Origin of the sequence: Algoriphagus sp., from assembly GCF_039969895.1 — a bacterium.
Taxonomy (GTDB): Bacteria; Bacteroidota; Bacteroidia; order Cytophagales; family Cyclobacteriaceae; genus Algoriphagus.
Window position 1 is genome coordinate 239,768 of sequence record NZ_JBDVMZ010000026.1, and the last position, 15,969, is coordinate 255,736.

Consider the following 15,969-nt stretch of genomic DNA (forward strand, 5'->3'; position numbering starts at 1 on the left):
TCTATGTCTAAGCCAGTCATTCTTACTATAAACCCATGAAGACCAATCTACTTATCCTTAGACTTCTGCTGCTTCTGATTTTTTCCTCAGAAACTATGGCGCAGGTGACTACGGATCCTACAGTACCAAATGCCGCAAATAAAGTTAAGATTACTTTTGATGCTTCACAGGGCACAGGAGGGTTGAAAGACTGTAATTGTGAGGTCTATATTCATATTGGGGCAGTGACAGAAAGTGTACAGTCCATCACTTGGGCTATTGTACCATTTACCTGGGGAACAGCTGATGACAAGGCTAAAATGACTAAAGTGCCAGGTCAAAATAACCTATACACTTACGAACTAACTCCAAATACATTTTTTCTAAACCCCAACGGACAAACGATCTATCGGTTAGGCATGGTTTTCCGAAATGCTGATGGTTCTAAAGAAGGCAAAACTGCCAGCGGAGGAGATATTTTCGTTACACTCACTCAAGGTTTTCAGGTAGTTTTTACTTCCCCATTGACTTCCTCTATTTCTTTGGAAGTAGGAGAAAACTATACTTTCAAAGCCGAAACATCTTCTTCATCGGCAGATATAGCATTTGAATTAGATGGGGCAGTTGTGAAAAGCGAGGCAGGTGTACAATCACTTTCCTATAGCTATACAGCTACTCAGGCAGGTAATTTTAAGCTAGTAGCCAAGGCAAGCAGCGGTTCAAATCAGGATACGGAAACTGTAAACATCGAAGTTTTTGCGCCTTCTACAGTCGCTCCACTTCCTGCTGGCGCAAAGCTAGGAATCAATTACCTCTCTGATACCGAAGTTATTTTGGCGCTTCATGCTCCAGGGAAAAAGCTCGTCAACGTCATCGGTGATTTCAATGACTGGTCCAAAGTACCAGAATACCAAATGAACAGGACTCCTGACGGAGAGATTTTTTGGTTAAAAATATCCGGCCTTACTCCCAAGAAAGAATACATTTTTCAATACTTAGTAGATGGTGAGATCCGAATTGGAGATCCTTATGCGGACAAAACTTCAGATCCAAACCATGATCAAGAAATTATCAGCCAAGGTAGATACCCTGGTTTGAAGCCTTTTCCAGCTGGAAAAACTCAATTTCAGGCCACTTACTTGCAGACTGCTCAGGATGAATTTATATGGAAAAACACAAACTACGAGAGACCAAGACCTGAGGAATTGGTGATTTATGAGCTTTTAGTCCGGGATTTTGATGACAGGAGAAGTTACAAAGCAGTGGAATCTCGACTTGATTACCTCAAGGAGCTGGGAGTGAATGCCATAGAGTTGATGCCCGTTGGTGAGTTTGAAGGTAACCTTTCGTGGGGTTATAATCCTTCATTTTTCTTTGCTCCAGATAAATACTATGGTACCAAAAATGATCTTAAACAACTCATAGACGCAGCCCATGGTAAAGGAATAATGATCATTATGGACATGGTGCTCAATCACGCATTTGGTCAGAACCCTATGGTAAGATTGTACAATGATGGAGATTATGGCGCACCTACACCAGACAATCCATGGTTCAATAGGGACGCTAAGCATCCCTTCAATGTAGGCTATGACTTCAACCATGAGAGCGAGTACACTCAGGCTTTTGTGGACTCAGTGAACAGCTACTGGCTGACTGAGTACAAGGTAGATGGCTTCCGATTCGATCTTAGCAAGGGTTTTACGCAGGTTTTTTCTGGAACAGACGTAGGGAAATGGGGACAGTACGATCCGTCTCGAGTCAAAATTTGGAAGCATATTTATGACAAAATCAAGGCAAATCACCCAGAGACCTATGTGATTTTGGAGCATCTTTCAGAGAATAGGGAAGAGAAAGAATTGGCTGATTATGGTATGATGTTTTGGGGGAATATGAATTTTGATTTCCGAGAGATGGCCAAAGGAGGCAATAAAAATTTCAACTGGGCTTATCATGGCACCAGAGGATGGAACGATCCAAATCTGGTCGCCTATCAAGAAAGCCACGACGAAGAGCGCGTCATGTGGGAGACGTTGAACTTCGGTGCCATTTCTCCTATTAATTTGAAGCAATTAGAGAACGGTGTTAACAGAAATCAACTTTTAACTGCCTTCTATTTTGGGATTCCCGGACCAAAAATGATCTGGCAATTCGGGGAGTTTGGTTACGATGAAGAGCTGAATAACGACCGATTGGGTGTCAAGCCTACAAAGTGGCAATACTTAGATAGTCCTCAACGTCAGCGATTATTTCAGCTTTATCAAGAAATGATCAAATTAAAAGATGCACATGAAGTATTCAATAAACCAGATAATACGACACTTTTCCTCAACGAAACCGTCAAATCTATTTTTTTAGAGAGTGAGGAAATGGATGTGGTAATGCATGGTAATTTCGGGTTGAGCACTGCAGCGAATGTTCCTCTTAGGTTTCCTAAAACGGGCACTTGGTACAATTACTTCACTGGGGAAGAACTTATCGTCAGCAGCACCACCGTCAATTTTAGCCTTAGATCTAGTGAGTTCTATCTCTTCACAGATCAGAAGCTAGCCAAGCCAGTTGCTGGAATACTTCAGGAGGATTTTGTAACCGAAATCCCCAAAGAGATAGGTGCAGATGATGCCTTCAAACTCTATCCTGTTCCTGCTCAGAGTCAACTGATGATTCAAATGCCTAGCGATATGAGTGTGGCAAATTACCGTGTAATTGACATGACAGGGAGGATTCTGATAGAAGGAACTTCAGCTGAAGGCTCGCAAATTTTAGAATTGGATGTAAGGGATATTCAGGCAGGGATTTATATCTTTGAAGCTTATGACACGAAAAGAGTGCTTTTCAAGCGCTTCATTAAGAACTAATCAAATCTATTAACCTATGAAATTTAAACCTGGAGTAAAGTACGGGGAAGAGCTTAGAGACCTCTATGCATACGCAAAAGAGAATGAGTTCGCCATGCCAGCTGTGAACGTCATCAACACCAACTCTGTGAATGCAGTGTTGGAGACAGCAAAGAAGTTGAACTCCCCGGTGATCATCCAATTCTCCAATGGTGGAGCTCAATTTTTTGCAGGAAAGTCTCTAGCAAATGATAAGCAGCAGGCAAGCATTGCAGGTGGAATCTCAGGTGCACATCACGTGCATTTGATGGCTGAAGCTTATGGAGTGCCGGTTGTGTTGCATACTGATCATGCTGCCAAGAAGTTACTGCCTTGGATAGATGGTTTGCTGGACGCAGGCAAGGCTTACTATGCTACGCACAAAAAACCTTTGTATAGCTCACACATGCTCGATCTTTCCGAAGAGCCTTTGGAAGAAAATGTGGAGATTTCTTGCAAATACTTCAAGGAATTTGAAAAGCTAGAAATGGCGATTGAAATCGAACTTGGTGTAACTGGTGGTGAAGAAGATGGAGTTGATAACACAGATGTCGATTCTTCTAAATTATATACTCAGCCAGAGGAAGTTGCTTATGCTTACGAGCACCTGAAAGAAATCGGTGATCTATTCACGATCGCGGCCGCATTTGGAAATGTACACGGTGTTTATAAGCCTGGTAACGTAAGCTTGAAGCCAATCATTTTGAAGAATTCTCAGGATTTCATCAACCAGAAGTATGGCTTGACAGGTAAGCCACTAAATTTCGTGTTCCATGGTGGTTCTGGATCTACTTTAGAAGAGATCAGAGAAGCGAATAGCTATGGTTCTATCAAGATGAATATCGATACAGATATGCAATGGGCATTCTGGGAAGGTATTTTGAACAACTACAAAAAGAATGAGGCCTACCTTCAGACTCAATTGGGTAATCCTGATGGAGCAGATAGTCCAAATAAAAAACATTACGATCCAAGGAATTGGTTGCGTAAGGGGGAAGAGAACTTTGTGAAGAGACTTGAACTTGCCTTTGAAATGCTTAACGCAGTGAACAGAAATTAAAACGATCAAAACGCAAAAAAGTCACTTTGTAATGAAGTGACTTTTTTTTTCTCAAATTTTTATGAAAACATCCAAAATTTCCTCTGTCTTGATAGGGCTAGCATTACTTTCTTCCTGTTCTGAAAAACCTACACCACCAGTAGTAAATTACTGGCCTCAGGCAGGAGTCACGTATGAGATTTTTGTGCAGTCGTTCCATGACAGCGATGGAGATGGAATTGGGGATTTGAATGGGGTCACTGAGAAGTTAGATTATGTGAAGGAATTGGGAGCCAATGCGATTTGGTTTATGCCTATCATGCCTTCCCCGAGTTACCACAAGTACGATGTGACGGACTACAAAGCCATACATCCGGACTATGGGACCATGGAAGATTTCAAAAATCTTTTGGTAGAAGCACACAAGCGAGACATCAGGATTGTGATCGATCTGATCATCAATCATAGCGGAAGTGGCCACCCTTGGTTTGAGGAGGCACGAAAAGGCCGGGATAATCCCTATCGAGAGTATTACGTGTGGGCGCAAAAGGATACCATCGCTGAATTCATCAATAAGAAAGTGATCACCCTGGACAGTGATAACATCCGTCAATGGCATGAACCAGGAAATGGAGATGATTTTTACTACGGATTTTTCATTGGTGGTATGCCTGATTTGAATTATGACAGTCAAAAGCTACGAGAAGAAATCTACGAGATTGGTCGATTCTGGCTAGAAGAAGTAGGAGTGGATGGCTTCCGATTGGATGCCGCCAAGCATATTTTTCCGGATGATAGACCTCTGGATAATCATGCATTTTGGAAGGAGTTTCGTGCCAAAATGGAAGCAATCAAACCGGATGTCTATTTAGTAGGAGAGGTCTATGATAAAAAAGAAATAGTTGCTCCTTATTTGACAGGTTTACCTGCTTTGTTCAATTTTGATTTTCATTACACTCTTCTGGAAGCGCTGAATACTGAAAATGGAATGCTGCTTCCTACAAAACAGAAAGAGATTTTAGACTTTTATCAAGGGATCACACCAAATTTTATAGACGCTACTATTTCCTCTAACCATGATCAGCCGCGCTTGCTCAATGAACTCGGCTCGGACCCCCAGCGCTACAAACAAGCAAGTGCGATTTTGATGACTATGCCTGGTGCTCCTTATATTTATTATGGTGAGGAAATTGGTATGCTAGGATTGAAGCCTGATGAGAATATCCGTGAACCCTTTCTTTGGGATGAGAAAGAAAAAGATACCGGTAGAACGAGTTGGATCGAGCCAGTGTACACTACGGATGCTACAGTGACTCCCTTGGCAGCTCAGAAAAATGATCCTGAGAGTTATTTTAATCATTACAAAAATCTCATCTCACTTCGAAATACCAATCCAGCTTTGGCAATAGGAACTTTGGAATTGCCTGAAGAAGAATTTCCCTCAGAAATCATGGCGTATGCTAGGAAGTCAGATAATCAGGAGATTTTTGTGATTCATAATCTAGGGAAAAAGGAAGTATCAGTTGCCGCTCCAGAAGGTTTTAATCAATTAGTTTTTTCACTTGGTAAGGTCGAGCAAGTGGGAGATAAATTCAAATTGGGTAAAAACTCCAGTCTGTTAGTCACGAAATAAACTGAAAGACTAACTGGAATGGGATGAATTGCTACTATGCCAATTGCCTTGATTTGGTTCCTGATTAAGTTATAGGACCGAAGTATTCTCAATCTTTACATTTGTATTTCCTTTCTTATTTTGCCTCTGTACAGGTAGAATAGCAGATATATATTAATTTTTCAGTTGGTTTTTTGTCTCAGATTGATCCTCCAATTCTTTCAGTTTAGCTACAGCACTATCAAAGGTAGGTTCTAAGGCAACAACTCTTTTGAAAACTTCTATGGCACGAGCTGTCTGCTCATTCTTCGCCAATGCTTCTGCATAGCTATTTAGCACTCGCGGGGAATAGGGAAAAATCACCGAATTGATTTCATACGTGAGTAAGGCTTCCGGCAAACGGTCTGAAGTTTCGAATAAATATCCTAACGTATTCAATTCCTTTTCCTTGCCAATTCGCTGATACACTTCATTGAAATGTGTTTGGACATTTTTGTAGATAGAATCCAGTGGTACTGAATCAAATAAGTTAAGAAGGTAAGTTGCCGCTCGATAATTTGGTTCCGAGGAATATCCCAGGGCGATTTGAGCTAAATCAGTTTCTAAATCATTCACAGGAAATTCAACAATGCGAGCGTATTCTTGATCATTTTCCGTGAATATGAACGTCGGTACACGGTGAATTAACTTCCCTTTTTCTTCTCCATTGGGGCCTTGTTTGTAATGTTCTTCCCCGTCATACAAGGCTGTGAATTTTAGTTGATTTTCTTCCAGTCCAATCTCTTTCCAAAGTTTGACAAACTGCGGAACCCAGCGTTTGCTATCTCCACACCATGTGCCCAAGAATATCTCGACCTCAGTATTCACAAATCGCTTTTTCCAGTCGGTATTTTTTCCTGAAAGTTGAAAAACTTCAGAATACTGATCAAACCAAACTTGGTAGGTGGTGTCCGTTCGCAATATATCAAGCTCAAAATCACCGGCTAGGTGTATGTCTCCCGAAGAGTTTGTGTAGAAAACTGGAGTTTGAGCATAACTTTTTAGTGAGTACAAAAGAATACTGGCAAGAAGAAAATAGTGCTTCATAGAAGTGTATTTAAAGCGTAGTGTAAAATTGAATTTTGGCTATTCGCTGGTAAAAATTCAGATTTACGAATTAAGCTAATACAAAAAGTCCAAGCGGAAATTCTTGGAGTTCTATTTTTAGAATTTTTAATAGATCCACCGCCTTGGTCTGTGTCCTTACAGGCCACTTCTGTATCAACACGCATCTGTTTTGGCAACTAGCAAAGCATGTTTTGGCATCATTTCGGCCAAAACCCGCCATCATTTGAATCATCCTTTCCCCCATGCTGAAAAATGGGGCTCCACCAAAGGCGGACAGTTACAATAAAAACGTATCTGCGATGCTATATCACAAATTGGCGATGTATTTCTATGTTTTCTATCATTTCTATGTGGTTTAAAAAATACCACATGTTTAATTAGAGTGAAAGATGTTTTGCCCCTACGGGTTCAATAATTTGTTGTAGGGCGAATCAATATTCGCCCTACTTTAAATTTTAAATCCTTTGAGGCTAATTGTTTACGTGGACAAAATCTTCGCTACACGGAAATCATCCTCATCTACAGATTTGTCATCTACAATTGCTTTCTTAATAGGGGTATAGACCACCTTATTATTGATCAAGCCAGCCATCACATCGTATTTTCCTTGCAACAATCCTTCTACAGCTGCCACACCGAGTTTGGAAGCAATGAGACGATCAAAGGAGCTAGGAGAACCGCCCCGCTGCAGGTGACCTAGAATAGTCACTTTAATATCGTAATAAGGCAGGTGTTTTTTGACAAGATTGGCTATTTCAGTTGCACCACCACTTTTTCCCCCTTCTGCTACGATCACGATATTAGATGCTTTTTTGGCTTTAGTTCTGATTTTCAATTTATCCACCAGATGCTCAATGGGCATTTTCTTCTCAGGAATCAAAATAGCTGCTGCAGCACTTCCGATTCCAGCGTTGATAGCAATAAAACCAGCATCTCTCCCCATCACTTCTACGAAGAAAAGCCTGTCGTGAGAAGTGGCAGTATCTCTGATTTTATCTATGGCCTCGATGGCGGTATTACAGGCCGTATCAAAACCGATGGTGGAGTCTGTGCCAGAGAGATCATTGTCTATCGTGCCAGGAAGGCCAATGGCTGGCACACCATATTCCTTGTAGAATAAGTGTGCTCCTGTGAGCGATCCATCTCCTCCGATTACCACCAAGGCATCGATTCCATGGGACTTGAGGTTATTATAGGCAGTTTGACGGCCTTCAGGTGTGCGGAACTCTGCACTTCTTGCAGACTTGAGAAAGGTGCCACCTCGCTCCAAGACATGGGTGATATGTCTTGATTCTAGTTTTTTGATATCATTCTGTATCATCCCCTCGTAGCCTCGGTAGATGCCATACATTTCTAAGTCATAATACAATCCTGCGCGAACTACCGCTCGGATCGCTGCATTCATACCTGGAGAATCGCCTCCAGAGGTCAGAACGCCAATTTTTTTAATGGTTTTAGGTTCCATTTTTTAGGTTTGAGTGAAAGCTTTAATCATCAATTCAGCCGAAGCTGGGTTCGTAGCCAAAGGAATATTGTGCACATCACAAATCCTCATCAGCATTTGTACATCCGGTTCATGGGGATGCTTATCAAGTGGATCTCTAAAGAAAACAACCATGGCTAGTTCTTTCTGTGCAGCCATAGCTGCTATCTGTGCATCACCCCCAATAGGACCCGAGAGTAATTTTTGAACATCAAAACCTGCTTTTTCAATATGAGAACCTGTGGTGCCGGTGGCGACCAACTCCACGTCTTTCTGAAGCAGTCTTTCGCGGAATCCACTTAAAAAATGGACCATGTCAGCTTTTTTACCGTCATGGGCTATTAGAGCGATTTTCATTAGGTTAAGTATAATAGGTTCGGGCCAAAGTTAGGAAAAAATATTTCTTCGAAGCCTTGGCATTGTTTATTTAAAGGTGGCTTAACGCTATACTCAAATCAATTTCTCCAAATAGAAAAGGAAGGTATATTCCAATGCCATTTCTCTAAGAGAATTGAATCTTCCTGAAGCCCCACCATGACCTGCATCCATATTCGTATGAAGGAAAAGTAACTTGGAATCCGTCTTCAATTCCCGAAGTTTTGCAGCCCATTTGGTAGGTTCCCAATACTGCACTTGGCTGTCATGAAGTCCAGAAGTAATCAGTAGATTAGGGTAATCTTTGGCTTCCACATTGTCATAAGGCGAATAGGAAAGCATGTATTCGTAAAACTCCTTGTTTTTTGGATTGCCCCATTCTTGAAACTCGCCGGTGGTCAATGGAATGCTCTCGTCCAGCATGGTAGTCACCACATCCACGAACGGTACAGCTGCTATCAGACCGTTAAATAAGTCTGGGCGCAGATTCATCACCGATCCCATCAATAAGCCCCCAGCACTGCCGCCCATAGCGTATAGGTGCTCCGAAGAGCTGTATTTCTCTTCAATCAAGTGCTCTGCGCAGGTAATGAAATCCGTGAAGGTGTTACGCTTTTTAAGCATTTTTCCATCTTCATACCATGCACGTCCCAGGTCTTCTCCACCTCTGATATGTGCTATCGCAAAGACAAATCCTCTATCCAAAAGACTCAGACGACTGCTGGAGAAGTAAGCATCCATGCTATAGCCATAGGATCCATAAGCATACAGTAGGAGAGGATTTGACCCATCTGGGGTGAAGGTGTCAATCTTATAGACCAACGAAATAGGAACCATAACACCATCGCTAGCCTTGGCCCAGATTCTAGCTGAGGTGTATTGTGAAGCATCGTAACCGCCAATAATTTCCTGTTGCTTCAGCAGCGTTTTCTCTTTAGTCACCATGTGGTAATCAAAGGTGCTGGCTGGGGTTACGAGTGAATTGTAGCCAAAACGGAGAATAGGTGTATCAAATTCTGGGTTTGTACTGATCCAGGCGGTGTAGGTTTCGTCGTCAAATTCTAGAAAGTGGCTAGCGGTACCATCCCAAGGTTTGATGTTGATTTTGCAAAGCCCCTTAGTTCTCTCCTGAACTACCAAGAAATCAGAGAATATATCAAAGTCCTCTAGCAATACGCTCTCCCTATGTGGGATTACATCTTCCCAATTCGCTAGTTGTGGAGAAGAAATAGGGGCTTTGACAAGCTTGAAATTCTGTGCGTTGAGGTTTGTTTTGATCCAAAAATGTTCTCCATAATGATCAGCGGCATACTCCAAGTGAGGAATTCTAGCCTGCAGCAGGGTAAATTCCCCAGTGGGGTTAGAGGCATCTAGAAATCTCATTTCGGAAGAAATGGTACTTTCAGAGTGAATCAGGATAAACTTTTCAGATTTGGTTTTGTGGACCATGCAGGAGAACTCCTCATCTTTTTCGGTATAAATCAGGAGATCTTCAGCGGTTGAAGTCCCTAGTTTATGCGAATATATTTGATAGGAGCGAAGCGTATCTGGGTCTTGCTTGGAGTAAAAAAGCGTCTGGTTGTCTTCAGCCCAAGCGTAATTCCCTGTGATTGCTGGAATTTGGTCTGCTAGGATTTCGCCGGTTTCTAGATTTTTGAAATAAATGGTATAAATTCTTCTCCCAACCTCATCAGCGGCAAAGGCGAGTGTTTTTAGATCTGAAGTAGCTGCTGTACCACCCACCTGATAATAGGACTTTCCTTCTGCAAGTTGGTTTACATTCAAAAACACCTCTTCCGGTGCATCTAAACTTCCTTTTTTGCGACAATAGAGCGGGTACTCACCTCCTGTTTCGTACTTCGCATACCAGTAGTAGCCAGATTTCAGATAGGGTACACTTTCGTCATCTTCTTTTATTCTGCCTTTCATTTCCTGGAATAATTTCTCTTGAAAATCTTCCGTGGATTTCAGGCTTGTTTTAAGGTATTCATTCTCAGCAGTGAGGTAGGCTATGACTTCTGGGTTTTCCCGATCACGCATCCAATAGTAGTTGTCAGTACGCTGATGACCATGAGTTTCTAACAGATGAGGGATCTTTTTGGCTTTGGGTGCCTGCATTTTTTCGATAATTAAGGATGCAATGTTAAGGAAAAAAGGCACTCAATAGTTCTGTTTTTTTGGAAGAAATAGGGATGATATTGCCGTTGAACCCAATAAAAATGAAGTCGAAATGTTACATGTGCTTGTTTGAAAACATTTTTTTTGAAATATTCCACAAATAATTCAACCATCAATCAAACATTATGGGATTTCTAAAAGAATTTAAAGAGTTTGCTATTAAAGGCAACGTAGTAGATCTAGCTGTGGCGGTGATCATAGGTGGAGCATTTGGGAAGATCGTGGCTTCCTTCGTCAAAGACATAGTGATGCCACCGATAGGGCTATTGCTAGGTGGTGTAGAATTCACTGATTTAGCAATAGTACTGAAGGAAAATAGTGTAGGGCCTACCGGTGAAGACTTGGGTCCGGTATTGTTGACCTATGGTGTTTTTATTCAGAATGTGGTTGATTTTGTGATTGTTGCGTTTGTGATTTTTGTAGCTGTCAAAGGGCTAAATAGCCTGAAAAAGAAAGAAGCTGTAGATCCAACCCCTCCGCCTCCTGCATTATCTAAATCTGAAGTTCTCCTCGAAGAGATCCGAGACCTTTTGAAAAAAGGGAATTAAAAAGAAAAAGCGGCCTTAGAGCCGCTTTTTTTTTAATTTTTACTATCCTCCCTTTTATGCCTTTGATAGATATGTCGGGCAAATTCTCTGGATAAACCGTTTAATTGAATGATCTGATTGTAGGTGAGGACACTAGATAGGTCTTTGACAAACTTCTCCTCATCAGCAATTAATTTTCTTTGAAGCTCGAATTTTTTTCCAATTCTTGCTTTAGCTTCTGCTTCAGAGAGTTTGATGTCTTTTACTCTTCCCAATTCAGACATTTCTTTAAGAATCTTATCTCTTGTCTCGTCAAAGACATTATATATGGGCCAAAATTTTTCTGCCTGTTCAGGTCTCAGATCTAACCTGGTGGTGATAAATGCCACGCGGGCAGCTTCTAACTTTTCTTTGTCATACCGTTCATCAGAACGCTGAGCGAAGGTAGTACCCAACCCCAAGAAAAACAGGATAGCTATTGATATGTATTTTTTCATAGTCATTAATACCAGTTTTGATCATTTTCATCAATGACGTCCACCTCGAACGCCATTTCTTCAACAATAATCTGATCCAAAATTTCTTCTGGATTATCCACCATGCTCAAAACGTCTTCTGCTGTCCAGTATTGACTATCAATATAGAAAGCCACCTCTTCATCCATGGATAGAACCTCCACCTTTTGATTAGTATTGGAAAATTGCCAGACGCCAAGACTGATGATTACCATAGCTGCGGCTGCCGCATACTTCATCCAATGGATAGTCCGCTGTGGCTTGATCTTTTCCATGATTTCATCTGGAAGGTGATCGAAGTAAGTATCTGGTGCTTTGAATTCCTTAAGTTTTGGAAGTTTATGCATGGTATAAGTTTAGACTGGGTTGGAGGTCAATAGTTTATTCTTTGGTCAGTGAAAGTTCGATTTTTTTCACTGCGTGGTGGTAGCTAGCTTTGAGCGCACCAATACTAGTGCCAGTGATTTCCGATATATCTTCATAGGATAGATCTTCTTGGTACTTGAGATGAAACACCAGACGTTGCTTATCTGGCAATGTAAGCAGGGCTTTCTGCAGCAGACGTTGGATTTCATCCCCGTCTATATTTCCAGGCTGATCTATGTAGGACTCTAATTTCTCCTGATGATCATCTAGAGAAAAAAAGTAGCGTTTTTTCTTCTTTTCCAGGAAGGTGAGGGCTTCATTTGTCGCTATTCTATATAGCCAGGTAAAAAGGCTGGATTGCCCTTGGAACTTGTCTATATACTGATGTGCTTTGATGAAGGCATTTTGGGTGACATCGTCGGCATCTTCATGGATCAAAACCATTCTTCTGATCACATGATATACACGCTTTTGGTAGGTCAGGATGAGCTGCCTGAAACCCATATCCCTGGTTTTGGGATTTTGTATGAGTTGTAGGATTTCCTGATCACCGATTTTATTCATTGGCCTTTTAGACCCAAGTTATGGAAAAGGGTTTAGAGGCTACATGAAAAATGAAGCTTAAGGCTTGATTTTCAGAGGAAAAAAAACAAAAACAGAGTTAACTCCAATATTGCCACTGTCCAAGATTTTTTGAATCATCTGAAATGAGGCCTGAAATAGCTTCAGATCTTAAGTTATCCAAAGGCTAAATTGCTTTTATGATTATCCGCAATAATGCCAGTCATCTTAAATTCCTTGCTTATCTGGTCGGAAGACCGATGACTGAAGTGGCCTCAATTCTTAAGTTTAACATTTGCTACATTGCTTATTCCACCTTACTGGTAGAAAGGCGGATAAACATAATTGCTTTTGATCCTTTTTTGCTTTGAAAGCAGATTTACTTTTTTTTCAAAAATCCTTTTCTCTTAGATTTCGAGAATATAATCCAAGATTCCGGCATTCTTTCCTTTTGGCCGTGTTACCAACAGTGGTATGCTGTCATTGTACTGAATCAATCGCTCCGCCATACTTCCGATGAAAAGGGCGGTGGCAGCTGTTCGGCCTTTAGCGCCTATTATTATTCCATCAGCTCCAATTTCTCTGGCTTTGGCGACGATTTCTTCTACAGGATCATCATTCACATCTTGGGTATATACCGGCTTGATTGTATTGCTTTTGGTGTCAATCTTACGGATGAATTTTTTGTAATTGATTTCAGCATGCATCTTCATGATCTGCGTGAATTCCTCGTAGCTTTTACCGGTATAATGATAGCCTGAAGGGACAGTGAAAACATTCTGGCAGACGATTTCAATTCCGCCATGCTTTTCTCCGATCATGATAGCTTCTTCCAATGCATCTTTGGAGTAATCTGAAAAGTCGCTAGGTACCAATAGACGTTGCATTCTGGTAACAGATCCTTCAGGAACGATCAGTAAGGAGCAGCTAGCGCGTCTAGCCAGTCGAGATGAAGCAACTCCAGTGCCTGGCAGATGGACTTTTCTTCCAATCAGGATCATATCTGCAGATTTCTCCTCGGCTAGCTTAAGTATTTTCTTAGATAAAGAACCTTCCTTTACGATGAAATTCAGGGAGATTCCTTTGGTATTTTTGAAATGCTCCTTGACAGTAGCTTCCATAGCCTCCTGTCTTTCATTGATCATGTTTTCGACCAAATTTGGGAATTCCTCTAACACTTCTTTCGGAATGCTGAGGTTCTTAATCACATTTACGAAGTAGATTTTTTTGGTTTGGTTAACCTGAGCAATAAAAGCTGCATGTTGAACCAGAGTTTGATCCAGTGAAGTCTGATCCAGGCAAACGACCATTTTTTTAATCAAATACATAAAGCGCCAACGGTTTTAGAAATGCAAATTTAAGGGTAAATGAAATAAGAAATCAGCTTGCTGTTAAAATAAAATTCTGAATAATCGCTATATCTATCTAATTAAAGCTATTTATGCCTTGTATTGCTGGTATGGATAGAATTTTATTCGGATATAAGATTTCAACTACTATAAGTTTTGTTTATTTGACTCTACATAATCGGCATCAACTTTCATTTTTGCCAACCTACCGTGTAATAAATCGTATATTTGCACTGTCCGGGTCGCCGACATGTTCAAACTTCACAAATTACATAATTACCGAGTATAGCTATTTCCAAAAGCAGGCCTCATCCCAGTTCCGATCTATTAGGACGGGACCTCGCCCCTCAGAAGGCAGGTTAACAGTGGAAGTTTGCGGTCAAAAAGCAGCTCAAATCTTGTCAAGTAGGAGGTTTGCAACACTCTAAGATCCGGACTTTTTTACTTTATTTTTTATCCATTCCCACTCTTCATTTCCCACGTTTAGTAATCGGGAGAAGAACCAATAAACCAATACCACTGCAATGCTTGTGAAAAGCATGTTTGCAACTGGTGACTCAGTGAATAAATTCAGGTAGCCAGGCATACAGGCTGTTATTCCAACTAAAATGATTCTAGACGTTTCCCAGGAAAAGGGATCAAAACCAAGTTTAATTTTGAGAAACAAGTATTTCACAAAATTGTACAAAAACATCACCGCAGCCGAAGCCATGGCTGCACCGTCAATCCCATATATAGGAATCAGGAGGTAATTCAGTGCAATAATCAAGACACTCATCCCGATGGTAGCGATAAGATTGAAGCGGTAATGCTTTGAGAAAACTAGTATTTCACTGTTTACTGAGAATACCACATCAAAGAGTTTTCCCATACCGATCAATAGAACCACCTGCTTTCCTGTTGCGTAGATTTCGCGATTAGGGATGAAATAATACAGGGAATCGAGATTTGACCAGATGCCTATGAAAAGCAGCAAACAAATGTAGAGTTGCCGGTTGGAGACCTGCTTGTAGAGGATATTTATTTCCTCATGATTTCCCTTAGCAAAATGATCTGCTATCACTGGCATCACTACCTGGGAGATTGCTCGTCGGGGAAGCTCTATTACCAAAGCCATGCTAAAAGCTATAGTATAGACTGCGTTTGCTTCAAGACTAATCATCGAACTCACCATGATGCTGTCGATTTTCATGATCAAGGTAGAAGCGGCAGTAGCTAAGAAGGTGATAAGGCTAAATTGTATAAATGAGCTTCGAAATCCCTTCGGGAAAGTGTTCCATCTAAAGTCAAACTTCACCACTCCCAGCCATAGCAAATAGACCAATACACCCAATAAAGCAAAACCATACACCGCTACTAGGCCCTGCATCACCTGAGGGAAGCTGATCCACTGTAGCAAATAGGAAGCTACTAAAATTCCCGTGAGTAGGCGAAGGAAAACTTCCCGAACTAGGGTAGGGACGGCTACTTTCAGAAATGACCGACTATACGCATCGAAAATGCTACTTAATAAAGCGAATAAAGTAATCAGCAATACGATCCCGAAAAAGTCAATCACCTCTGGTGAGTTGACAGCAAATAAGTCGATAATCTGAGTTTTGAAACCCAGGAATATCAAGCTGACCAGCACAAAACCAACTAAAGAAAATACCAATCCATAGCTGAGGAAGGCAGATTGATTGGATTTGAGTTGAGGGAAAAAGCGGGTAATGCCATGCCCTACTCCGAGCTGAGCAAAAGGAACAAATAGCAGCCCTAAATCTTGGATCGTACGAAATGTCCCCAGCTGAGAGGCGTCCAACGCATAAGGATACAGCCAAAGTACATTGACATATCCTATGACTACGCCTAGGTAAGAAAAAATGGTGGTTTGAATGCTCTGCTTGGCTACGTTGCCCATGAGCTTAAAAGTATAAAAAACTAATTATAAGACGTAGCTTGGCATGAAAATCAAGGTTTGGCGCATTTGTCACATCCAGCCTTTGTGCTTGATTTGATGAAG

The 15,969-nt window shown here is 41.2% G+C and carries 13 protein-coding genes; 4 read left to right on the plus strand and 9 right to left on the minus strand.

All coding sequences use genetic code 11. From position 1 onward, the window contains the following. The first annotated feature begins 35 nt into the window (after nucleotides 1–35). From ABJH64_RS19315 to ABJH64_RS19325, 3 genes are all read left to right on the plus strand, one after another. Complete coding sequence (locus tag ABJH64_RS19315) at nucleotides 36–2,837, plus strand: alpha-amylase family glycosyl hydrolase (protein ID WP_348273817.1); 2,802 nt, start codon at nucleotides 36–38, stop codon at nucleotides 2,835–2,837. Nucleotides 2,838–2,853: 16 nt separating this feature from the next. Beyond that, nucleotides 2,854–3,915, plus strand: a complete 1,062-nt coding sequence (gene fbaA / locus ABJH64_RS19320; RefSeq protein WP_348273818.1) for a class II fructose-bisphosphate aldolase — start codon at nucleotides 2,854–2,856, stop codon at nucleotides 3,913–3,915. Nucleotides 3,916–3,976: 61 nt separating this feature from the next. Then, nucleotides 3,977–5,527 carry an alpha-amylase family glycosyl hydrolase gene (locus tag ABJH64_RS19325; RefSeq protein ID WP_348273819.1) on the plus strand — a complete coding sequence of 517 codons (1,551 nt, stop codon included), beginning with the start codon at nucleotides 3,977–3,979 and terminating at the stop codon, nucleotides 5,525–5,527. A 153-nt stretch (nucleotides 5,528–5,680) separates the two neighbouring features. Here the strand turns inward: ABJH64_RS19325 and ABJH64_RS19330 are convergent, their stop codons facing one another. The 4 genes from ABJH64_RS19330 to ABJH64_RS19345 all read right to left on the minus strand — a co-directional run bounded on the left by ABJH64_RS19330 (nucleotide 5,681) and on the right by ABJH64_RS19345 (nucleotide 10,589). Continuing rightward, nucleotides 5,681–6,592: a hypothetical protein gene (locus ABJH64_RS19330; protein WP_348273820.1), complete on the minus strand. Its 912-nt coding sequence runs from the start codon at nucleotides 6,590–6,592 to the stop codon at nucleotides 5,681–5,683. A 499-nt stretch (nucleotides 6,593–7,091) separates the two neighbouring features. After that, complete coding sequence (gene pfkA, locus ABJH64_RS19335; RefSeq protein WP_348273821.1) at nucleotides 7,092–8,078, minus strand: 6-phosphofructokinase; 987 nt, start codon at nucleotides 8,076–8,078, stop codon at nucleotides 7,092–7,094. 3 nt (nucleotides 8,079–8,081) lie between these two features. Then, nucleotides 8,082–8,453: a methylglyoxal synthase gene (locus ABJH64_RS19340; RefSeq protein WP_348273822.1), complete on the minus strand. Its 372-nt coding sequence runs from the start codon at nucleotides 8,451–8,453 to the stop codon at nucleotides 8,082–8,084. Between the two features lie 93 nt (nucleotides 8,454–8,546). Continuing rightward, the gene (locus tag ABJH64_RS19345; protein ID WP_348273823.1) at nucleotides 8,547–10,589 is read right to left on the minus strand and encodes a S9 family peptidase; all 2,043 of its coding nucleotides are present in this window, start codon (nucleotides 10,587–10,589) and stop codon (nucleotides 8,547–8,549) included. Nucleotides 10,590–10,774: 185 nt separating this feature from the next. Here ABJH64_RS19345 and mscL point away from each other — a divergent pair, with 185 nt between their 5' ends. Next, the gene (gene mscL, locus ABJH64_RS19350) at nucleotides 10,775–11,197 is read left to right on the plus strand and encodes a large-conductance mechanosensitive channel protein MscL (protein ID WP_348273824.1); all 423 of its coding nucleotides are present in this window, start codon (nucleotides 10,775–10,777) and stop codon (nucleotides 11,195–11,197) included. A gap of 32 nt (nucleotides 11,198–11,229) precedes the next feature. Here mscL and ABJH64_RS19355 read toward each other — a convergent pair whose 3' ends face one another. The 5 genes from ABJH64_RS19355 to ABJH64_RS19375 form a co-directional block, all read right to left on the minus strand. Next, complete coding sequence (locus ABJH64_RS19355) at nucleotides 11,230–11,673, minus strand: hypothetical protein (RefSeq protein ID WP_348273825.1); 444 nt, start codon at nucleotides 11,671–11,673, stop codon at nucleotides 11,230–11,232. Between the two features lie 5 nt (nucleotides 11,674–11,678). Continuing rightward, on the minus strand, nucleotides 11,679–12,038 hold the full coding sequence (locus ABJH64_RS19360; RefSeq protein WP_348273826.1) for a hypothetical protein: 360 nt from the start codon (nucleotides 12,036–12,038) through the stop codon (nucleotides 11,679–11,681). Between the two features lie 34 nt (nucleotides 12,039–12,072). Beyond that, entirely contained in the window at nucleotides 12,073–12,621 is a 549-nt protein-coding gene (locus ABJH64_RS19365; protein ID WP_348273827.1) for an RNA polymerase sigma factor, read from the minus strand. 404 nt (nucleotides 12,622–13,025) lie between these two features. Beyond that, on the minus strand, nucleotides 13,026–13,946 hold the full coding sequence (locus ABJH64_RS19370) for a universal stress protein (protein ID WP_348273828.1): 921 nt from the start codon (nucleotides 13,944–13,946) through the stop codon (nucleotides 13,026–13,028). Between the two features lie 445 nt (nucleotides 13,947–14,391). Then, the gene (locus ABJH64_RS19375) at nucleotides 14,392–15,867 is read right to left on the minus strand and encodes a polysaccharide biosynthesis C-terminal domain-containing protein (RefSeq protein WP_348273829.1); all 1,476 of its coding nucleotides are present in this window, start codon (nucleotides 15,865–15,867) and stop codon (nucleotides 14,392–14,394) included. Nucleotides 15,868–15,969 lie beyond the last annotated feature (102 nt).